The following is a 21,922-nucleotide window of genomic DNA, read 5'->3' as shown; positions in this document are numbered from 1 at the left end:
AAAATTTGTGTATCTAAATGTTAGAAAAAATGTATCTCGTATGACATTTATTCCCGGTTTAGCATCGTTCACAATCACTCAGACTCCTCAACGCACAAAACATTAATTTCAGCATTCATATTTTCATTTAACAGCAAAAAGCCAAGCAAACCGGATGTTTTAAATGGGTAGTTATGATTTTTTTTTGGTTAAATTTAAATCATTCTTACTGGAATGTACGGTAAGCTGTGACTTTTGCAACTCATGGTTTTAACAGAGTATAAGTAATAAGCAAATATTCAACCCGCAAGTAGCCTGTTACTTGAGTTTTATTTCTGTCTTTGATTACTCAGGTAAATTATTCAGGACTTACGCAAAAATTGCCAAAAAGCTTAATTTATTGAACCGCCAAGACGCCAAGAACGCCTTCGCGAAGCGTCTCCCCTTGGGAGAAGAATTTGTAGAGTGTGCGTAAGTCCTATTATTGCTTAGTTAAGACTAATCAAAATTAATTACACATAACAGTAAAAATACTACACAATTATCTCAAGAGCATTAAGGGGTATGACCCTCTGTAGAACAAAGGATTGGGTAGTGAGAATCTTGCTCATTGAGGATGATGAAGTATTAACAAGTATTGTGTCGCAATCTTTAAATAAACAACATTATGTTGTGGAAATTGCCAAAGATGGACAAATAGGTTGGGAATATTCCCAAAGCGCCAGTTATGACCTAATTATGATAGATGTAGGGTTACCGAAATTAGATGGTATCACTCTCTGTCAAAGGCTGCGTTCTAGTGGCTGTGCAGCGCCAATTTTGTTGATGACAGCAAGGGAAGCTACAAGCGATCGCATCCGTGGTTTAGATGCAGGTGCAGATGATTATCTCATTAAACCCTTCGATTTAGAAGAGTTGCAAGCGCGAGTTAGGGCGTTACTGCGTCGCGGTGAAGTTAGTCGCAACCCAGTGCTAGAAATTGCTTCTCTGCGCTTAGATCCGAGTGTTCATGAGGTGAGTTACAATGGCAAACTTTTAGATTTAACACCAAAAGAATACAGCCTCTTAGAACTGTTAATGCGCAACCCAACACGGGTATTTAGTCGGGGGAATATCATCGAGCATCTTTGGAGTTTTGACGATCCACCCCAAGAAGAAACCGTCAAGTCTCATATTAAATGGTTGCGCCAGAAACTCAAAGCTGTTGGTGCAGGTAATTGGATTGAAAATGTTTACGGGGTGGGTTATCGTCTCAATCCTCCCCCAGAAGGAACGCCAAAAACGCCAATTGCAACAACTGATACTGCAAAAGCTGTCAACCAGCAATTCCAAACAGCAATGACTGGTTTATGGAACAAGTATCAAGGATTAATGATGCAACGGCTGGAGATAATTCAACAAGCTGCAACTGCAATTAAAACCGCTAATTTAACTTCAGAATTACGCCAATCTGCGGCACAAGCTGCACATAAATTAGCGGGTGTGTTGGGGATGTTTGAATTGGAAAGTGGCACGCAAATCTCACGAGAAATTGAAAAGATTCTCAACGGAGAGGGCGATTTATCTATATTAAAAACCCAGGAATTATTATCTTTAATTCAACAGTTAGAAAACTTATTAAATTTACATACTAATAAATATATTGCTAATGCTTCTCCAACTAACCGCTTATTATTAATTGACACAGATTTACAACTTTTTACCCAATTACAACAATTAACATCTACAGGTGAGTGGCAGCAAATAGCGACAATTCATGATGCGAAAAATCATTTAAAAACGGCATCACCAGATTTAGTGATTTTAAATGTAGATGATGTAGGCACGCGAGAAGAAAGTCTCACATTATTAGCAGAATTAGCTAACCGCACGCCATCAATACCCGTGATTGTCTTAGCCAATGCTGACGCTATATTAGATAGAGTCACAGTTGCGCGTGCTGGGGGAAGAGGGTTTTTAGTTAAGCCGACTACAGCCGCAAAAATCTGGAATATCGCTGGGAAAGTTTTACAGCAAACTATTAAAACAGCAGTCAATATTTTAGTTATAGATGACGATCCTGTAATTCTTGATGCTTTACGCTCAATACTTGAGCCTTGGGGAATGCGGATGACAGGGTTAAGCGATCCATTACAATTTTGGGATGTTATGCAATCAGTAACGCCCGATTTAGTAATTTTAGATGTAGAAATGCCGCAAATAAATGGTATTGAACTTTGTCAGGCGGTACGTACAGATCCACAATGGCAGAATTTACCAATTTTATTTTTAACTGCACGCCGGGATATTGAAACTGTACAGCAAGTTTTTGCCGCCGGTGGCGATGATTATGTGGTAAAACCTGTAGTTGGTGCAGAATTAATTACCCGGATTTTACAGCGTTTAGAACGTAATCGCTTATGGCAAACATTATCTTTTAAAGATGCATTAACAGGATTGAAAAATCAGCCTCAGTCTAGCAGAGAATTACAACAAATGCTGGATAAAGCGCAGCTAAATCGCGAGTTAGTTTGTATGGCGTTGCTTTGTGTGAGCGATCTAGGGCAAATTAATATTAAGTATAGTCATGAAGCTGGTCATCAAGTATTACAAAGATGGAGCAAGATTTTACAATCAGCCTTTCGTAGTGGGGAAATATTGGGTTATTGGGGTAATGGGGAATTTGCAATTGGGATATCTAGCTTAACAAAATTGGAAGTATGCGATCGCTTAACGGAAATTTTGACAACGCTACGGCAACAAATCTTTACAGATGTTAATGGCGATCGCTTTCAAAGTCTGTGCAATTATGCTGTAGTTGAGTATCCTCAAGATGGGTTGAGTATCCAGGCTTTGTATCAAAATGCTGTAGCAAAGATTGTTGACTGTTGACTGTGCGCCAGCTTTATCATTTACACATATTCAGGACTCATTTTTAAATTTTTGGTAAAGAGAAATTGCGATCGCTTTCTCGTTTATCTAAATCAAGTACTCATTTTCCTGTTTTTAGTAGGCAAAAAGCCATTTCACCTACTCATTAAGCCTTAACGAGTTCTCATTATTGTGTTTTCCGCAAGTAAAATACTATTTTACCTACTCAAAAAGCCTTATCACTTACTCGTTTAAGTATATCGCGCACTCATTTTAGTGTTTTCCGCAAGTGAAAAGGTATATCGCTTACTTGTTTTAGTGTTTTCCGCAGATAAAAAAGTATATTGCTTGCTCAAAAATCGCCATGTTTGACAATAAAAGGAACTTTAGTTCCTTGCTAATAGCCAAAGTCTACTAAAGTAGACTCAAGATTTTGAGGATATTTAGTCATCTTTAGATGACTTTGGCTATTAGCCTTGGAATTCATTCCAAGGCGTTTGACAAAGCTAAGACAGAAGCTATTTTTAGCTTAATTTGACACCAATGAGCATTGCTAAACCCCTAATAATCTATCTGTTTAATTACTAATAAATGTAAGTTAATACCGAGATTTTTCCGGCTTTTTAGAAGTCCTTGCCAAAACTATCATCATTAAAATGAGCGTCAAAATCAAAATCTACTTGCTGTGGTTCGGGTATTTTAACTAATAGTAAAGCTCCGCCAATTACTACAAAAATTGACCCGATGCCGGTAAATATAGCTGGAAATCCCCACAGAGTAAACCAAGAGTTTTCTCTAGCAGCATTAGGTTGTTGCGGATTGTATAATATGTTTATTGACTGACCCTGAGAATAACTTGGTGGATTGCTACCTGTATCTGATTCAAATATTGTCTCTTCACCAGAGGCTGGTGTAAATTTGACAACTGGATAGTAAAAGTATGATATACGTCCCTTATTATCTCTTGATGAACGTCTGACTACATCAACTACTGTTCCTTGTGTTTGGATTGATGAAGCCATAAAAGAGCGGGTATCTAATGCATCGACAACACCTATAACACTACATATACTGCCCATACCAGCCATAACCGAACCAATCAACTTAAGAGCTTTACTCATAGGATTTGTTGAGCTTGTAACATATTTACTTAACTACCTGATAACTTAGGGATTAATCGGGGAAAAGTAGGGGAGATTTCCAAAAACCTTTATTAAGAAATGGCTATGACTGGGGAAACTATCGAGGAAATCCATCAATTACAGGCGATACTCAGCAAAATGCAACTTACCCTGGGAGCGATCGCGGATGCTGTAGTTTGGGTAGGCGCAGACCAAGCAGTACAATGGTGTAATGCCGCTTTTGCTCATTTGCTCAATGGCCAGGATAGAGACATCATTGGCTGGAGATTTGATGAACTCATAGTTTTGCAACAATCTCAACAACCCATAGCCTTAGAAGCATATCCCCATATTTTGTTACATCAGGGAAAGTATGAAACGACAAACTATGAAGTGAAGCTAAAAGCACAAAGTTTTATCTGGCAAATTTCTGGTATTTGTACCACAGCAAAAGGCGATGCTACCGCCATAATCATTATTAGAGATATTACCCAAAGTCACCTTACAGCCTCAGCTTTAGAATCAAGCGCAGCAAAATTATCCTTGATGGTAGAAACTGCTAATGATTCCCTTAGCTGTAAACAAGCTCAAGCAGAATTAGAATCTTCTCTATCACTATTACAGGCGACTTTTGAATCAATTCATGATGGCATATTAGCCGTCGATCGCCAAGGTAATATTGTCAGTTATAACTCTGTATTTTTGGAGATGTGGTCAATTCCTCCAGAAATTTTAGCAGAACCAGAACAAAGTAAACGTATCGCCTATCTTGCCCATCAATTAAAAAATCCGACGGAATTTTTAGAGCAAGTTAAACAACTATACGCTACCCCGGAAGCTAATAGTTACGATTTGTTAGAATTTAAAGATGGGAGAATATTTGAGCGTTATTCTTGCCCGCAAAAATTAGGTGACAATATTCTCGGTAGAGTTTGGACGTTTCGCGATATTACAGCCGAGAAACTCGCCCAAGAAGCCCTGAAAGCCTCAGAAGCTAGACTAAACGCCATTCTTAGCAGTGCCCTAGCCGCTATCTATCGTATCCGAGTTTATACTAATAACAATTGGCATTTTGAATACTGTTCTGTTGGTAGTATCCAGCTTTGGGGATATTCCCCAGAAGAATTAATCGCCGATAAAAATCTTTTACTGTCGCGAATTGCTCCGGAAGACTTAGAAGTTGAGATAACAGCAGGCTTTAACGCCATTTTTGCTGAACTTCCCTATGAAAGTGAATATCGCTACCTCCACCCCGATGGCTGCTGGCGTTGGATTTCTTGTAGTTCCACTTCTGTCAGAGATACACAGACAAATTCTTGGGTAGTAACGGTGATTGCTACAGATATTAGCAATCAGAAACGCACTGCCGCCGCTTTGCGAGAAAGTGAGGCTAAGTTCCGCAATATTGTCGAAAATGCTAATGAAATTATTTGCCTAGTTAACTCAGATCGTATTATTTCCTATGCTTCTCCTAATGTATTAAATATTACTGGATACTATCCGGCGGAGATCGAAGGAAAACCTTATGCAGCATTTATCCATCCGGAAGACTTACCCAAGTGTGTAGCCGCAATGCAACAGGTAATGGCTACAGGCGAGAGATTTTCCGATCTAGAACATCGATCGCTCTATAAAGATGGTAGCTGGCAATGGCAAACAGCTAACTTAGCCCTAATGCAAGATGCTCAAGGTAACTTGCAGATTATCAGCACAGTTCACGATATTAACGAGCAAAAACTAGCCCAAGCTGCATTACAAGCTTCCGAAGCCAGGTTGAATACCATTCTCAATAGTACCTTTGCTTCCATTGAGCGTTACCGCATCTTCACTGATTCTGAGTGGGTAATTGAATACTGTTCTCCCGGATGCGAGAAGATTCGCGGCTTTACTATCGAGGAAATGATGGCGAACCAATACTTAGCAGTTTCGCGCATCTTCCCAGAAGATTGGGAAAACTCCAAAGAAGAATGCTTTGGCGCGATTTTTGCGGGACGCCCGCATCAGGGAGAATATCGTTATAATCATCCAGATGGCACTGTTCATTGGATATATTCTAGCCATACCTCTGTACGGGATGAAGCGACAAATTCTTGGATAGTCACGATTATTTCTACAGATATCACCTCCCGCAAACAAGCAGAAGAAGCGCTGCGACGCAGCGAACAAAAATACCGCAATATCTTTGAAAATTCCCTAGTCGGTATCGGACGCAGTCGCCTAGAAGATGGATTATTTTTAGAAATTAACCAACCATGTGCAGAAATTATTGGTTATAGTAACATTGCTGATTTAGTTGGTAAACGCTACGCACCAGAATTTCAGGTAAATCCCAATGCTCGCGCTGCTTTATTCGCCGAAATTGAACAGCATGGAGAAGTGCGTAATTATGAAATTCAATTACGTCGCCAAGATGGGGAACTGAGATGGGGATTGATGTCAGCTCGCCCCAACTTAGAAGAATCCTGCTTAGAGTTTATGATTGTGGATATTAGCGATCGCAAACAAGCCGAACAAGCTCGAAAACGCCGCGCTCAAGCTCAAAGTTTACTCAGCAGCATTTCCCGCCAATTTCTCGATCGCGATTTGGATACAGCAATTAATTTTACCCTGCAAGCGATCGCCCAATTTATTGGTTCCGAACGCTGTTGTATTTATGCATACGCCGAAAATCAAGCCCAATGCTATCTTCTCTATGAATGGTATCAACCAGGAATAGAGCCGATGGCAAATCAAGCCAGTCATTTATCTATCAGTGAATTCCCGGAATATCATCAGCATTTATTACAAGGTAAAGTCATTCAATCTACCTTTGCACCAGAAAACCTCAATCCCATAGAAAGAGCAATTGTTACCGCTACCTCAGTCAAATCTGCTGTTGCTGTACCCATGATTCATTGTGACAAAGTCATGGGGATACTATTGGCGAATGTGGTTCACTCCAGCAAAACCTGGAGCCAAGAAGATGTCAACCTGCTGAAATTGGTAGGGGAAATCATCGCCATGGGTAGAGCCAGACAGCAAGCAGAACAAGCACTGTTATGTGCCAAAGAAGCCGCCGAAGCCGCCAACCGTGCCAAAAGTACATTTTTGGCAAATATGAGTCACGAACTACGTACCCCATTAAATGCCATCCTGGGTTTTGCTCAGTTAATGGAACGAGACACCAGCCTCAACGATAAACAGCGCCAATCCCTAGCAACAATTAATCGCAGTGGCGAACACCTACTGAATTTAATCAACGATGTCTTGGATATGTCGAAAATCGAAGCTGGACGCATCGTTTTACATTCCGAACCTTTCGACATGCATCAATTATTACAAACTATTCAAGACATGTTCCAAATCCGAGCCAGGGCAAAGCAACTGTCTTTGAGATTTGAAATTGCCGATAATATACCCCGTTATATCAAGGCTGATGAAGGTAAATTACGTCAAGTACTAATTAATTTATTAGGTAACGCCGTTAAATTTACACAAAAAGGCACAGTAAGTTTGCGTACTACTGCGGACATGCGCAGACTAGATAATCAGCAACAGCAAAGCTGTATTCTTTATTTTGAAATTGAAGATACTGGTAAGGGTATTGCCCCAGAAGACATGGATAAATTATTTCAGCCCTTTGTCCAAAGTAGCAGTAACCAAGCCATTGAAGGCACAGGTTTAGGGCTAGCTATCAGCCGTCAATTTATCCGCTTAATGGGAGGCGATATGAACTGTAGCAGCAACTTAGGACAGGGTTCAACTTTTCGCTTTCACCTGCTAGTAACTTTAGCCGAAGCTGGGCAACAACCACCACAATTCACTACAGGTAAAGTAATTGGCTTAGTCGCGGCACAACCCACTTATAGAATTTTAGTAGTAGATGATGCCCCAAATAACCAAGAGATTATCGTTCAATTATTAAGCCAAGTTGGTTTTCAAGTCTCCTGCGCCAACAACGGGCAAGAAGCGATCGCACTTTGGCAAACTTGGCAACCCCATGTCATATTTATGGATATGCGAATGCCCGTGATGGATGGCTATACAGCTACCAAAGAAATTAGAAATCAGGCGCAAGCTCAAGAAAATCAAACTATTATTATTGCCCTCACAGCCAGCGCCTTTGAAGAAGAAAAATCAACCATCCTCGCCGCCGGTTGTAACGACTTAATCCGCAAACCCTTTCGAGAACAGCTAATTTTTGATAAACTCGCCGAACATTTAGGAGTAAATTACCTATACGCCGAAAACAGCAATTCCCCAGATCCAGATGCAGCGCAAAATTACCCAACCCCTGCTGCTTCTACCCTACGCACATCTTTAAACATGATGCCAGATACCTGGATTGCACAACTGTATCAAGCAGCTAATGAAGTAGATGGCGATCGCATTTTCCAACTCATAGAACAAATCCCCGAATCTCAAGCCATCTTAGCCAGAGAACTCACAAACTTAAACCGTCGCTTCTGCTTTGATGAAATTATCGAAATCATGGGCATTGGGCATGGGGCAAACAACCCACAATTGTAGAGACGCGATTCATCGCGTCTAAAGATTCATCGCGTCTCTACCCTGGATCTCGCTTTAGGGGAACTCCCACACAGGGAAAACTCCTCACTTTCTGAGAAGTCGCAGAATTTGGGACTTGTCTATCGTAAAAACCTGGCTCATAGCCCTTTTACTCGCCCGATTAATTGGTACTTGACAATCCACATTTTCCACTTCTACCCGATTTCTCACATCTACAGCATCAATCTGCTGATTAAACATGTGATTGGTATCACGGCTAACTCTCAATTGGAAAGCAGACATCGGCCACACAAAATACCCAATAACGCTGAGAGTAATAATAGCCGGCAGAAGGTGAGTTTTTGTGGGTAGCATCTGATTATCCTTCCTACAAACTCTAGTAATACGCTGTTTTCTAAAACACACTTTTGTCAGGTTACTTTGTAGAGTAAAGAACAATCGGGTAAAACTAGGGGAGATTCAGGAGCATATATATAGATAGCAGGGGGCAGGAGGATAATTATCTGTAGCCGAGATTGAGAAAAATAGTATAATCCCATGCCCAATGCCCAATGCCCAATGCCCCATGCCCCATGCCCCTATTCCCCCATGACTAACCAGCCAGCCAAATCTCCCAAAGCAGATATCCTGGTAATCGATGACACGCCAGAAAATCTCAATCTCCTATCCAGTATGCTGACTGCCCAGGGTTACAAAGTTCGCAGTGTAACTAAAGGCACAACTGGATTACGAGGAGCCGCTGCCGCACCCCCAGACTTAATTTTGCTGGATGTGAATATGCCAGAAATGAACGGTTATGAAGTATGTCAACAACTCAAGACAAATCCCCTCACCCGTGAAATTCCCGTAATTTTTATTAGCGCTTTAGGGGATGTACTCGATAAAGTCAAAGCCTTTGCGGTTGGCGGAGTAGACTATATAACCAAACCGTTTCAGGTAGAAGAAGTATTAGCGAGAATTCAAAATCATCTCACCATTCGCCAACTGCAAACCCAGCTACAACAGCAAAACGCCAAATTACAGCAGGAAATCAAAGAACGCCAACAAGCAGAAGAGAAATTTAGCAAAGCATTTCGTTCTAGCCCCAATCCAATTGCGATCGCTACAATTCAAGAAGGGCGTTTTATCGATGTTAATCCCTGCTTCTTGACAATGAGCGGTTACAGTTTAGAGGAAGTAATTGGACATACCGCCGATGAACTGCATTTAGGAAACGCAGCCGAATCGCTGACACAAACAATCCAAATGTTGCCGCAAACAGGTTCTTTATACAATCAAGAATTTGAATTTTTTACCAAATACTCAGAAACAAAAATTATTTTATTATCCATAGAATTAATTGATTTAGCAGGTGTAGAATGTGCCTTAATCATTGCCAATGATATTACCGAACGTAAACGTTTAGAAAACGAATTTATTTCTTTAGTCAGTCACGAATTACGTACACCCCTCACCTCAATTATGGGTGCATTAGATATCTTAGGAGCGGATCAACTAGGAACTTTAAACAATCAAGGAAAGAAAGTTTTAACTATTGCCAGTAATAACACAGAAAGACTCATTCGTTTAGTTAACGACATTCTCGATTTAGAACGGATGAAATCGGGTAAAGTCTTTATGAACAAAGTTAATTGTAACGCCGCCGAATTAATGGTACAAGCGACAGAAGCCATGCAAGCAATGGCAGAAAAATCGCAAATTCAAATAATTGTTAATCCGTTAAATATAGAACTTAATGCCGACCCTGATAGATTGCTACAAACCCTCACCAATTTACTAAGTAATGCGATTAAATTTTCCGAACCTGGCGATACTATTTGGCTAAATGCAGAACTGCAAAAAGATAATTTAATTTATGTTAAAAGCCTAAATCAGAAATTCCCATCTCTGCTAATAAGCGTTCAGGATCGAGGTAGAGGAATTCCCGAAAGCCAATTACAAACAATCTTTGAACGCTTCCAGCAAGTAGACGCCTCAGACTCGCGTAAAAAAGGCGGTACAGGTTTAGGACTAGCCATTTGTCGCAACATCATACAGCAACATGACGGCAAAATTTGGGCAGAAAGCATTCTAGGAGAAGGTAGCACCTTTTACATTCGTCTACCAATAGTTATGAGTCAGTAGAGACGCGATTCATCGCGTCTGTACAATTGTCATTTGTCCCCCATCTCCCCGACTTTTCCCCGATTGATTGCTACAATCGCTTGAATTTGACATAAATGCCAGGTTTTTAACATGAGTCGAAAAATTTTGATTGTGGATGATGAAGAAGATGTAAGAGCGATCGCTACATTAGGGATAGAATTAAGTGCCGAATGGAACATATTCACCGCCGCATCTGGTAAAGAAGCTTTAACTCAAGCCCTAATACATCAACCAGAAGTCATTTTGCTGGATATGATGATGCCCGATATGGATGGACGCACAACCCTACAACAACTCAAGACAAATCCAGCCACCAGTCATATACCAGTAATTTTAGTGACCGCCAAATTTCAGGAATCCGAACCCGAAATTTTTGCCAACTTAGAAGTCGCCGCCATCTTTGCTAAACCCTTCCGCCCCCTACAACTAGCCAATCAAATCAGTCAAGTCCTCGGTTGGAATTAACAAAATAACATCCCAACTTTTACCAATTCGATATTTTCCATCAAGTATTTTATATCACCTTAAATCCCCCACCGTAGGGGCGGGGTTTCCCCCATTGGTGTAAACTTAAGCTCAAAACCTTTCTCTATCTCGTTTCCAGCCTCCGGCTGGAAATGCGTATTGCGAGGCTCCGCCTCGGAAGCTGATAAATTGAGGCGGCAGCCCACAGATCATCGCTCCCACGCAGAGCATGGGAGCCAGTTAGGATAAGGGTTTTACGTTAAGTTGACACAGGTGGGTTTCCCCGCCCTTAAAGTTTCCCCATCCTCATAACTTCCATAACCCATAAAAAAGCGTAAATTTCCGCACCCCCCTTCAGTTTGCCAAAGACATCACCAAAAATTTGCGCATCTTTACGGTAATATATATGTACTATAAAATTACCTCACCTCATGTACACACCCTAAAAACAATGCCCAATGCCCCATGCCCAATGCCCCATGCCCTATTTAATCATCAATACCAACGCCACCATACCCAAACTAGCCATTAATCCTGATGGCATGAATTTGCGTGTTTTAGCCAGCCGCAAGCAAAAGAAAACCACTAAAGCAGCCGTTACCACAGTAGCCAGCAATAAACCCCAAAACTGACCATTTAATTGCATAACAGCCGCAATAACTATCAATAAACCGCTAATACTACCGCTAATCAGTGAAACCTTACTCTGAGCTTGAACATAGCCCATAATGCCACCAATCAACGCCAAAGTACCATAGACAAAAGCGGCAAATATACCTAATGTCATTGTTAAAACCTATGTAGATTTTGACTTTGCAGCAAAGGTCACCGGACAATTTACCATAGCTTTGGAAGCTCATCACCTAATTGATTGATGGATAATCAAGCGATGTCTACGGTTAGCACCTCATCCTATGCCAAAATCCAGTTCCTCCAGCGCCAAGCTGCATCACTTTTACTTTACCAGTCAGTTCTGCAAAGCGAAGTGGGGATAGCCTTTCTAGATTTGTTGCAAGCTATACGATACACTGATGCTGATGGCAGAGGATGCCTGCAAGCCTACGGCAATTACTTTCACGCCTTAGCTACAAAAAATCAAAATTGGGAAGACTACCTAATTCATCAAATTCTCATCACAGAAAATCCCTTTACCAAGCTGGCGCAAACAGAAGAATTTGCAAACATCCCCAAGGCTTTAATCGCCGCCGTCCAACATGATTTACAAGTGTTGCAGAGTTTGTATGAATGTAGTACCGCAGCCTTAAGTGAGTTAGTACAAAACGCAGCCCATTTACCAGTTTCACCAATTGTCTGGTACAGAGAGCAAGATAAACTAGAATCAGAAACAAGCCTGAAATCTCAAGTGATGAACTCCCTACAACATACAGAGAATTGGGCTGATACTGTAGAAGATTTAGCCGCTTATTATCAACAATTTGGCACGGGTATATTTGCACAGTACCACGCTTTACGCTGGCAAAATGGGCAATTTATCGGCATTCAACATTCCGATCCAATTAAGCTTGATATATTGGCGGGGTATGAAATGCAGCGAGACAGCTTATTAAAAAATACAGAGTTTTTATTATCAGGTAAGACTGCCCTTCATGTCTTACTTTACGGTAGTCGCGGTTCTGGTAAATCTTCTTTAGTCAAAGCTTTGCTGAATGAGTATAGTCACCGCAACCTGCGCTTAGTAGAAGTGACAAAATCAGAATTACAAGACTTACCCAAAATTGTTGAACAATTGCGCGGAGTCCCCCAGAAATTTATTATTTTTGTAGATGACCTTTCCTTTGAAGAAGATGACGATGCCTTTAAAGCCCTCAAAGTAGTTTTAGAAGGGAATTTAACCGCAAAACCCCAAAATGTGGTTGTTTATGCTACTTCTAATCGCCGCCACTTAATCCGCGAGTTTTACGCAGACAGGCCGAATCCTAAAGACAAAGAAGAAATTCATGTTTGGGATACCATGCAAGAAAAGCTATCTTTTAGCGATCGCTTTGGTTTAACCTTAACCTTTGAAGGAGCAGATCAAAAAACTTATTTACAAATTGTCCGGCATTTAGCAGCACAAGCAGAAATTGATATTAGTCAAGCAGATTTAGAGTATCAAGCATTACAATGGGCAACTCGTCATAATGGTCGCTCAGGGCGTACAGCAAGGCAATTTGTAGATTTTCTCCAAGCCGATTTATCAGTATTCGGCAATAAAAAACATACATCTATACCAGAATAAATAATTACGTATCAATAAACCAAACTAAATTATGCAACCCAAATACACTTAAACCCCTGACAAATGACAAATGACAAATCACAACCTCAGACTTTAAACAAACAAAGTGAGAGTTAATGACCGTAAGAAATACTGATTTAGACAACTTAACTAGGCTAAAAGTAAGCAATATGCAATCAGCAATAGTAAGTAATCGCTTGTTTCTAGGAATAGTTGCCTTTAGTGTAAGTTTTGGTCTTAGTCTTGTCCCTAACTGGGATTATACTAAAGCTTTCGTTACAGGCATCATTACTTTAATTGCTACATATTCAGCCGCCTTTTGTGTAGATAGACGGCGCAAAAGTTATGAAATGTTTGTCTTAAGTTCCCTGCGCAAACGGATTAAAGAACTAGAAGGATTAAAATCACGCATTGCCAGAGAAATTAGCCAAATTGAAGAGCATCGCCTAGCATTATATAACGACTTTCAAAAACTGCAAACTCAAGTTACAGAATGCCGCAATCAAAGAGATAGTATCCATAGAGAACTTAGTACCTTTGCTGGGCAGAAAAAACAGTTAGAAAATGAAATTAATGCCCTAAAAACAGAAATTCATAACTTAGATAAAAATAAAGCCGAGGTAAATACATCATTTTCGACACTGACTTCTGAGAAACGACGTTTAGAGTTGAATTGTAATGTATATCGCTCAGAAATAAATCAATTACAAACTCAAATTCTCGAACTCCAAGAAGAAAAAGCCGAAATTGAAAATAATGTCACCTTATTAGGTAGACTAAAACCACAAATAGAAGAAAAAATTTACGAACTCCGAATGCAAGTGCAAAATTTAGAGCTTGAGATTAGCCAGAAAAATCAACTACTCCTAAGTACAACAAATAACAGAGAAGATATAGAATCTAACTTAAGTGATTTCCAAACTCAAATAATTGAACAGCAAGCAGAACTAAATCGCCTACAAGGGCAAATTTTACTCTTACAACAAGAACGCGACCTATTACAAAGCCATGTTTGGGATTTACTCCAACAAATTGAAACCCTTAACCCAGAAATATTACCAGATAAAATACATGAAGATACCCAAGAAAATCTTCCTGAAGTATTTCCTTTTGAAGAACTAATTGAACCCATAACATTTGTAGATATTGCATCAAATACATCTGAGGAATTACCAGAAGAATGGATGCATTTTTTCCAGATACTACCAGATTATGAAATTGCCGTATTAAAAGCTATTTTAGAACAAGAAAATTCTCGCGATACCATTAAACAGATAGCCGAAGCAAATATTACCATGCCTAATCTGTTAATTGATGCAATTAATGATAAAGCCGATGATACTTTAGGCGAATTAATCATCGATCCAAGAGCAGAAAATCCAGAAATTTATCACGAACATATAATTAACGTCAAGAAAATGCTCGCTCTTTATCAAAATTATCCTTCACAACCATAAATCAAGCCGCAAAATTTATTATTTTCTTTGAGTCTTCTGCATTCTTGACAGTTGCGAACAAGTTAATTATCTTAACTCATAGCCAATTGCTATAATTAATCAAATCATTCATACCGTTGTAAAATTACTTAATAGGTATAGAATATACCTGAATTAACTTGCAAGCTGTTAGCCTCTGCGTTCAAAATCAGGTGAGATCAACTACATGGCAAAGCTCAAAATCTCGAAAAAAATATCCACTGCTTTAATTAATTCCCTTAGTGCCGGAGTAGTACCCAGACTAGGAGTTGAACACATAGCAGTGGGTCGGGAACTAGAACTAAAAAGCCTATTACAGAATCTCGATGATATTGCAGAAGGGGTATCAGCATTTCGGTTCATCATTGGTAATTATGGTTCCGGTAAAAGCTTCATCCTCCAACTAATTCGCAACCGCGCAATGGAGCAAGGTTTTGTTGTCGCTGATGCTGATTTATCCTCAGAACGTCGTCTAGCAGGAAGCAATAACGAAGGTTTAGCAAGCTATCGTGAATTGATGAGTCGTCTTGCTACCAAAACTCGTCCTGATGGTGGTGCATTAGTTTCCATTTTGGAAGGATGGATTAATAAAATCCAACAAGAAGTAGCCAAAGAAAGTGGATTACGCCCTAATGATGAAGGTTTTGATGACCAAGTAGAAGCCAAAATTAGAGAAGTAGTTCAGTATATTGAAGATTTAGTTCACGGTTTTGATTTTGGTAGCGTCATTATTGCCTATTGGCGTGGTTACCGCTTAGATGATGATGCCTTAAAAAACGCCGCTATGCGTTGGTTACGCGGCGAATTTACCACCAAAATTGAAGCTAAAGCTGCTTTAGGGGTGCGTGTCATCATTGATGATGATAGTTGGTATGATTACATCAAATTATGGGCGAAATTTGTTGCCGAAATTGGCTATAAAGGTCTGTTAATTTTATTGGATGAATCCGTACATTTATATCAAATATCCACAACAGTTACCAGAGAGAAAAATTATAATAGACTGCTGGCAATGTTTAACGATACCATGCAGTGTAAAGCCGAACATTTAGGTATTTTGATTGGTGGAACTACAAAGTTTTTAGAAGACCCAAATCGAGGCTTATTTGCAGATCAAGCTTGGCGCAGACGCACCAAAGAAAGCCGCTTTGTTACTCAAGCAGGCGTTCAAGAATATTCAGGCCCGGTAATTAGACTCAACCCTCTAAGCCAAGATGAAATACTGGCATTACTGCAACGGATAAGCGAAATTCATGCTGTAAATTTTGGTTATGAAAAAACTTTAACGAATCGAGATTTAAATGCATTTGTCAAAGAAATTGTCAATCGTTTAGGTGCAGATGCATTACTCACACCGGGAGAGATTGTTAGGGATTTTATCAGCGTATTAAATATTTTGCATCACAATCCACAAATAGCATTTACAGAATTAATTCATGGCTCTACATTTAAGCCTACTGCTGTAGGTAAAGATGCAACTTTACATGAGGATAATGCAGCAGAATTTAGTTTGTAAATTACGCAAATTTAGGGACTTACAAAAAATAAAACATCCCAGCAAAAGATAATAATAATTGTAGGAAAGGGAGAAAACTACAGCCATCGATTGCCGCTCTCTCCCTTTTTGGAGTAAATTCAGTAATAATGATTGAAATTTTGGGTGCAGTAGGGGTGTCTATAGTATTAACTTCTTCACTGCAACAACTATTGAAATAAACAGCATCCCAATTAAAAGGATCTGCAAAACGCAAATTTCTAGCGTGAACAGTTCAGGGTTTAGGTCTAGGATTACATAGGTTATTAGTATATTTGTTCTAATTGTTTTACACCCAATTTACACCCAAACTACCCCAATTTTTACACTTTTAATAGTATATATGTACCATTGCTTCTACTATCTAGAACAACTAAAAAACCCCTGAAAGTCTTTACTCTCAGGGGTTTTACTGAATAAGCGGGCGGCGGGAATCGAACCCGCATTAATAGCTTGGAAGGCTATAGTTTTACCACTAAACTACGCCCGCAGATTTCCAACTTTATAATAATAGCACAGCGATCGCGATAATTCAAGTACTCAATCTCAGCTATTGGCGTTCTATTCGCAAACGCACAAATCGATTGGTTAATTCTGGTGGTGTCCTGCCGTCAGGGTAGTAGGCTGGCTGAAATTTCTCCCCTTGGAACACATCATTAGCATATTGCTCATAATCACTTCTTTGTGCTTTGGGGATTGCTGGATCTATCACGTCAGCTTCGATAAACTTACCAGTGTTATCAATGACTAACGATACTAAAAACTCCACTACAGGCAAATCTAGGTTGCTGTTGATATAAATTGATTCAACTTTTTTTTCGTTCGTACCAATATGTTCAGCTAGTTTCAAATCCTCTGGTATAGGCGATCGCGATGGTATTCCTCTCTGTTCTGCTTCACTCAAAGGAACCCAACGCGCAAACAACCCTCCACTAGAATGAGGTGTAGGTGGAGGTGGTAGCTTTTCTTGACCCCCTTGTGGACTTTGTGAGGCTAATTCTGGTTGGCGTTGCTGTTCAGCTAATTCTCTTTGGCGTTGCTGTTCGGCTAGTTGCTGTTGACGCTGTTGTGCGGCTAATTCGCGCTGTTTTTGTGCAGCTAATTCCTGTTGGCGTTGTTGTGCGGCTAATTCGCGCTGTTTTTGTGCAGCTAATTGCTGTTGGCGCTGTTGTGCAGCTAATTCGCGCTGTTTTTGTGCGGCTAATTCCTGTTGGCGCTGTTGTGCGGCTAATTCGCGCTGTTTTTGTACAGCTAATTCTTGTTGGCGTTGCTGTGCGATCGCTACAGCATTTTTCTCTTCAGTATTAGTAGCGGTGGGTTTTGTTGTAACTGGTAATTTTTGATTGCTAGATAAAGGCTTTGATGGTACTGATTTTGGTGGAGAGGTAGCAGGTTGTACTTTTACTCTTGGTTTAATTGTTGATTTCGGTTGCGGCGCAATTTCGACAATTTCAATCGGAATCGCGGCTTGACTTTGCTGTCGCCGCAATAAACTGGATTGATAAGAGAGAATCAACCAGAACGCTATTAAGTGCAGGCTCAATGAACCTATGACTACAGCTACCCACAAACCAGGTGGGTCTGTATGTCGTCTCCAGTCCTTTGCTAGAGTTGAAGTTTGATCTGCAACTGATGGTGTCATATTAAATTTCAAACTGGATCTGATTGGGCGCTATTATCCTTTACCAGAGTAACGCTTCCAAATCCAGTTTAATTTTAGCGATTAGCCATAACATCCGCAGAGACAGAGAAGGTAAGAACTGTTTCATCTACTCCTTTAAGTTCTAAGGGACTGACTTTGGTAATTTCTTCATCCTGTAAATAATCGGCTACAGCCGCAGAGACTAAGATTGTACCGGGAATAGCTGCAGCTTGTAACCGCGCTGCAATATTGACACTCGGCCCAATAGCAGTGTAATCAGCACGTTCAGCACTCCCAAACATACCTACCACGGCTGTACCTTGGTGGATACCACAACGGAATTTGACACCAGAATGTCCATTAGACTCAAAGATACCGCGATCGCGCCAGCGTTGATTCAACTGATCTAAAGAACGATGCATTGCTCTAGCTGTATTAATCGCACGGCGCACCTGCTCGTTGGGTGTTAATTCTTCTGGCGCTCCGTATAATGCCAAGATAGCATCTCCCATAAATTTATCCACAGTGCCACCATTGTCAAACACAGCCTTGGTCATACCTTCTAAATACTCATTGAGCAACTCGGCTACTCTGCGAGATCTCAGAGTATTTGCTAATTGAGTAAAACCAACTATATCACTAAATAAAACTGTGATTAAGCGCGGTTCTGGTCGCAAATCTAAGGTTAAATCTCCGGTTGCTGCTTTTTTCACCAATACAGGCGGTAAAAAGCGTTTTAATACAGATTCTGTGAGATAAGTATTTAACTCTAATACCCGACGTTCATTTTCCTTTAAAGCCAAGAGATTTCTAACTTCTGCTAGTAATTCCCTGTCATTAAATGGTTTAGCTAAATAAGCATCCGCACCATGTTCTGTACTTTCAATCCGGGTTTCTTCATCAACTTTAGCTGTCAGCAAAATGATTGGCGTTCCTTTGAGTTTTTCTTCCTGACGAATCATCCGAATCATTTCTAATCCGGTCACCAAAGGCATCATTAAATCAGTAATAATCAAACTTGGTAACACTTTTTGCGCTATCTGTAATCCTTCTGCACCGTTACGCGCTGTATGGACTTGATAGCCATTGTTGCGAATAATCTCAGATACATAGGTGCGCAAGTCTGGGTTATCATCTACTACCAGAATCGCATGTGCAGATTTAGGATGATGACCATTATTATTTACTGATGGCTCCTGAGAATCAGCACTTGCTGATATTTCTAATGGTAAATTGCCGATATTGTCTCCAATTGGCTCTACTAGTTCTAAATCTGCCAATTCTACACTGGCGCGACTGGTATTGACTTCACAAGGTGTATCCTGCACTTGGTCTGCTGGTAAGTGAATGCTACCAACCAACAACCGCAGTGTAAAGGTTGTACCTTCACCGTAAACTGATTCTACAGTGACTTTACCGCCGTGCAGTTCTACTAATTCCTTGACTAAAGCCAAACCCAAACCACTACCTTCATAAGAGCGATTTTCCGAACCTTCAGCTTGGCGGAACCGCTCAAATAGGTAGGGAATTTGCTCTTTAACAATACCAATTCCCGTGTCTTGTACCTGTAAAATGCAACTATTACCTTGAGATATTAACCTAACGGCGATTGTCCCCCCTTCGGGAGTAAACTTCATCGCATTTGACAGCAGGTTATAAACAACCTTGTCAAATTTTTCCATGTCCAAATAAACTTGAGGACATTTATCTAAATCAGTAATGAGATGCAGTCCTTTTTTCTCACAGTAGGGACGAAAAGATTCAACAATTTGACTGACAAATTCGTCTAAATCGTAGGGACGGAAACTAGGCTGCATTCTCCCCGCATCTAGGCGTTGTAGATCTAGTAGTTGATTTACTAATCTGAGCAATCGCCGGGAGTTACGCAAAGCGATCGCACTTTGAGCGTAAGATAATCCATCACCATTACTAACTGCTGATTCTAAAGGCCCTTGAATTAAGGTAATTGGTGTCCGAAACTCGTGAGATATATTTTGGAAAAATTCGGTTTTTTGTTTATCTAATTGCAACAAGCGTTCGGCTTGGTCGCGAGTTTTTTGATATAAACGTGATTGTTGTACAGCGATCGCTGCTTGTGCTGCTACTGCTTTAGCCAGTTCAATCTCCGAAGCCAACCATCGGCGTGATTTGTTACCTTCTCTGAGGGTAATACTACCGATACATTTACCATCAGCCAATAATGGCACAACCATGAGCGATCGCGCCGGCTTTTTCAAAGGTAAATCAAATCCTCTAATTTCTACAGGGCAATTGCTCATATCAGCAATTACCACAGGTTCTTGTGTGCGCAAAATTTCCTGCAGAATCGGATTTTCCTTAATTGGCGTTTGGGAATTAGGTAATTCTTCTGCTACATAGTGATGATTCTTACTTAAAATTTGCTCCTGGACAGACTGAATGCTACTGTCTAAATCTTGAGAACTGTCATACAATCCTACACATTGAACAAATTCATCTTCCTCTGTCCATAAAGATAAAACACAGCCATTCACCTGTAAGGCTTGTCCAAGTTGTTCGGTAATCGCAGCAAAGATATCTTGCGGATCGAGGCTAGAGCGAATCGCCGTAGTAACCGTATTAATTAGTGCTTCTCGTTTAGCTAAAGCACGTACTTGCTCGTAAGTATAAGCTTGAGATAAAGCTAGCGCCGCCTGATCTGCTACCATCAACACCAACTGTACTTCCTCTTCCTTCCAAATTCGGGATTCGGAGCATTGGTGTAATGCCAATACTGCCATCAGTTCTTGTTGGCAAATTAGCGGCACAATCAAACTAGAGTCAATCTTCGCCGCCGTAAAAGCGGTTCTGCGTTGTTCTAGTTCAGCGCGATCGCCTTGGATGCGTTCATCATCGGCTACATGATGAATTACTTGGACTTCGCGAGTTTCCCAGACAGTCTCAGCTAATAAAGATGGCGACAGCAAAGCATCACCAGATAAAGCAGAAGAATTATCTGCTTCCTGCTTCACTTCTCCAGAAGCAGTTTTCTGATAAATAAATCCTTCATCTACCAATTGTCCATCTTGAAAGGGACGCAACAAACATACATCCACTTCCAACATATGACCTACTGTATCGACAATCGCTTGCAAAATTTGCCGATAGTCTAAAGCACTACGAATTGTATTCGTAACAGTATTTAGTAGTGATTCCTGACGCAGTGTACGTGTGAGTTCGCGAGTACGAGCTTTGAGGACATTATGAGTATCCAAAGCTTGGCGGACTACGGCTTTAAGTTCTTCTGCTTCCCAGGGTTTAGTAACATATTTGAAGACCTTACCAGCGTTGATGGCTTCCACTAAGTCTTCGACATCGGTGTAGCCCGTTAAAATAATCCGGATAATATCTGGATATTGAGTCGCTGTCAGGCTCAAAAATTCTGTACCGCTCATGATTGGCATTCGCTGATCGGAGATGATCACAGAGACCTCTCCCTCTTGTGCCAGCAGATCCAATGCGGCCGGGCCAGAAGTTGCCCTTAGCACCTTGTAATCGCGATAAAAGGTGCGGTAAAGCAAGTCAAGGTTGTCGGGTTCATCATCAACAACCAATATTTTCGGCTTACTGTTTGCTTGTTGGGATTTCATGCACCGCTTTCCTGCTGCAACGGCAGTTGGATAAAGAATAATCTGATCAGACAGGGATGTTTCTGAGTCAGGTAAGAGCAGAGCATTTTGACGAATAAGGCTGTATGGCTACTTGAGTGCTGAGTGTTAAAGCATTTACTCACAATAATTCGCCTCAATGACTGGTAATGATTGCCATTCACTCTGAAGCAAGGCAATTGCTTTGTGATTTAGTTTTAGTTTTACAGAGTCGATGCTTACCAAATCTTTCCTCACCTCCAGCGAGAAGCGTCAAAACACTATACACATACAGCACTCAAGGCTGGCTGAAAAATCCATCTGTAGCTGCATATTAAGTTTTCCCGTTACAGCAGTT

Annotated in this window: 12 protein-coding genes and 1 tRNA gene; 7 read left to right on the top strand and 6 right to left on the bottom strand. The window is 40.5% G+C overall.

Annotated features, from left to right (window positions below; genetic code table 11):
* Positions 1–573 precede the first annotated feature (573 nt).
* Entirely contained in the window at positions 574–2,850 is a 2,277-nt protein-coding gene (locus H6G08_RS06065; protein WP_190539643.1) for a response regulator, read from the top strand.
* A gap of 602 nt (positions 2,851–3,452) precedes the next feature.
* Here the strand turns inward: H6G08_RS06065 and H6G08_RS06060 are convergent.
* Positions 3,453–3,950: a DUF3592 domain-containing protein gene (locus H6G08_RS06060; protein ID WP_190539641.1), complete on the bottom strand. Its 498-nt coding sequence runs from the start codon at positions 3,948–3,950 to the stop codon at positions 3,453–3,455.
* A gap of 105 nt (positions 3,951–4,055) precedes the next feature.
* Between H6G08_RS06060 and H6G08_RS06055 the strand changes: the two genes are divergently transcribed.
* Positions 4,056–8,459 carry a PAS domain S-box protein gene (locus tag H6G08_RS06055; RefSeq protein WP_190539639.1) on the top strand — a complete coding sequence of 1,468 codons (4,404 nt, stop codon included), beginning with the start codon at positions 4,056–4,058 and terminating at the stop codon, positions 8,457–8,459.
* 84 nt (positions 8,460–8,543) lie between these two features.
* Here H6G08_RS06055 and H6G08_RS06050 read toward each other — a convergent pair whose 3' ends face one another.
* Positions 8,544–8,813 (bottom strand): hypothetical protein, encoded by a 270-nt coding sequence (locus H6G08_RS06050; RefSeq protein WP_190539637.1) that lies wholly within the window; start codon positions 8,811–8,813, stop codon positions 8,544–8,546.
* A gap of 204 nt (positions 8,814–9,017) precedes the next feature.
* Between H6G08_RS06050 and H6G08_RS06045 the strand changes: the two genes are divergently transcribed.
* Complete coding sequence (locus H6G08_RS06045) at positions 9,018–10,583, top strand: hybrid sensor histidine kinase/response regulator (protein ID WP_242046082.1); 1,566 nt, start codon at positions 9,018–9,020, stop codon at positions 10,581–10,583.
* Between the two features lie 111 nt (positions 10,584–10,694).
* Positions 10,695–11,069 (top strand): response regulator, encoded by a 375-nt coding sequence (locus H6G08_RS06040; RefSeq protein WP_190539635.1) that lies wholly within the window; start codon positions 10,695–10,697, stop codon positions 11,067–11,069.
* A 484-nt stretch (positions 11,070–11,553) separates the two neighbouring features.
* On the opposite strand, the gene H6G08_RS06035 is transcribed toward H6G08_RS06040, so the two are convergent.
* Positions 11,554–11,856 carry a TMEM14 family protein gene (locus H6G08_RS06035; RefSeq protein WP_190539633.1) on the bottom strand — a complete coding sequence of 101 codons (303 nt, stop codon included), beginning with the start codon at positions 11,854–11,856 and terminating at the stop codon, positions 11,554–11,556.
* Between the two features lie 87 nt (positions 11,857–11,943).
* On the opposite strand from H6G08_RS06035, the gene H6G08_RS06030 reads away from it, so the two are divergent.
* The 3 genes from H6G08_RS06030 (at position 11,944) to H6G08_RS06020 (ending at position 16,299) form a co-directional block, all read left to right on the top strand.
* Positions 11,944–13,308 carry an ATP-binding protein gene (locus H6G08_RS06030; RefSeq protein WP_190539631.1) on the top strand — a complete coding sequence of 455 codons (1,365 nt, stop codon included), beginning with the start codon at positions 11,944–11,946 and terminating at the stop codon, positions 13,306–13,308.
* Between the two features lie 170 nt (positions 13,309–13,478).
* The gene (locus H6G08_RS06025; protein WP_190539629.1) at positions 13,479–14,765 is read left to right on the top strand and encodes a tellurite resistance TerB C-terminal domain-containing protein; all 1,287 of its coding nucleotides are present in this window, start codon (positions 13,479–13,481) and stop codon (positions 14,763–14,765) included.
* A 205-nt stretch (positions 14,766–14,970) separates the two neighbouring features.
* Positions 14,971–16,299 carry an ATP-binding protein gene (locus tag H6G08_RS06020; protein WP_190539628.1) on the top strand — a complete coding sequence of 443 codons (1,329 nt, stop codon included), beginning with the start codon at positions 14,971–14,973 and terminating at the stop codon, positions 16,297–16,299.
* Positions 16,300–16,736: 437 nt separating this feature from the next.
* Here the strand turns inward: H6G08_RS06020 and H6G08_RS06015 are convergent.
* The 3 genes from H6G08_RS06015 to H6G08_RS06005 all read right to left on the bottom strand — a co-directional run bounded on the left by H6G08_RS06015 (position 16,737) and on the right by H6G08_RS06005 (position 21,567).
* Positions 16,737–16,807 (bottom strand) — tRNA-Gly (locus H6G08_RS06015).
* A gap of 60 nt (positions 16,808–16,867) precedes the next feature.
* Positions 16,868–17,959, bottom strand: coding sequence for a cell envelope integrity protein TolA (locus H6G08_RS06010; RefSeq protein ID WP_190539626.1), 1,092 nt, complete (start codon positions 17,957–17,959; stop codon positions 16,868–16,870).
* Between the two features lie 74 nt (positions 17,960–18,033).
* Positions 18,034–21,567, bottom strand: a complete 3,534-nt coding sequence (locus H6G08_RS06005) for a response regulator (protein ID WP_190539624.1) — start codon at positions 21,565–21,567, stop codon at positions 18,034–18,036.
* Positions 21,568–21,922: the final 355 nt, after the last annotated feature.

This window comes from Calothrix anomala FACHB-343 (assembly GCF_014696435.1).
Classification (GTDB): Bacteria; Cyanobacteriota; Cyanobacteriia; order Cyanobacteriales; family Nostocaceae; genus Aulosira; species Aulosira anomala_A.
The sequence above is the reverse complement of the archived record's forward strand: the minus strand, read 5'-3'. Positions and strand labels throughout refer to the sequence as shown.

Excerpts from the sequence above, each read along its gene's own strand:
- H6G08_RS06035 (WP_190539633.1), bottom strand. The coding sequence starts at position 11,856 with ATGACATTAGGTATATTTGCCGCTTTTGTCTATGGTACTTTGGCGTTG.
- H6G08_RS06060 (WP_190539641.1), bottom strand. The coding sequence starts at position 3,950 with ATGAGTAAAGCTCTTAAGTTGATTGGTTCGGTTATGGCTGGTATGGGC.
- H6G08_RS06045 (WP_242046082.1), top strand. The coding sequence starts at position 9,018 with ATGCCCCATGCCCCATGCCCCTATTCCCCCATGACTAACCAGCCAGCC.
- H6G08_RS06005 (WP_190539624.1), bottom strand. The coding sequence starts at position 21,567 with ATGAAATCCCAACAAGCAAACAGTAAGCCGAAAATATTGGTTGTTGAT.
- H6G08_RS06040 (WP_190539635.1), top strand. The coding sequence starts at position 10,695 with ATGAGTCGAAAAATTTTGATTGTGGATGATGAAGAAGATGTAAGAGCG.
- H6G08_RS06050 (WP_190539637.1), bottom strand. The coding sequence starts at position 8,813 with ATGCTACCCACAAAAACTCACCTTCTGCCGGCTATTATTACTCTCAGC.
- H6G08_RS06030 (WP_190539631.1), top strand. The coding sequence starts at position 11,944 with ATGGATAATCAAGCGATGTCTACGGTTAGCACCTCATCCTATGCCAAA.
- H6G08_RS06025 (WP_190539629.1), top strand. The coding sequence starts at position 13,479 with ATGCAATCAGCAATAGTAAGTAATCGCTTGTTTCTAGGAATAGTTGCC.
- H6G08_RS06020 (WP_190539628.1), top strand. The coding sequence starts at position 14,971 with ATGGCAAAGCTCAAAATCTCGAAAAAAATATCCACTGCTTTAATTAAT.
- H6G08_RS06055 (WP_190539639.1), top strand. The coding sequence starts at position 4,056 with ATGACTGGGGAAACTATCGAGGAAATCCATCAATTACAGGCGATACTC.
- H6G08_RS06010 (WP_190539626.1), bottom strand. The coding sequence starts at position 17,959 with ATGACACCATCAGTTGCAGATCAAACTTCAACTCTAGCAAAGGACTGG.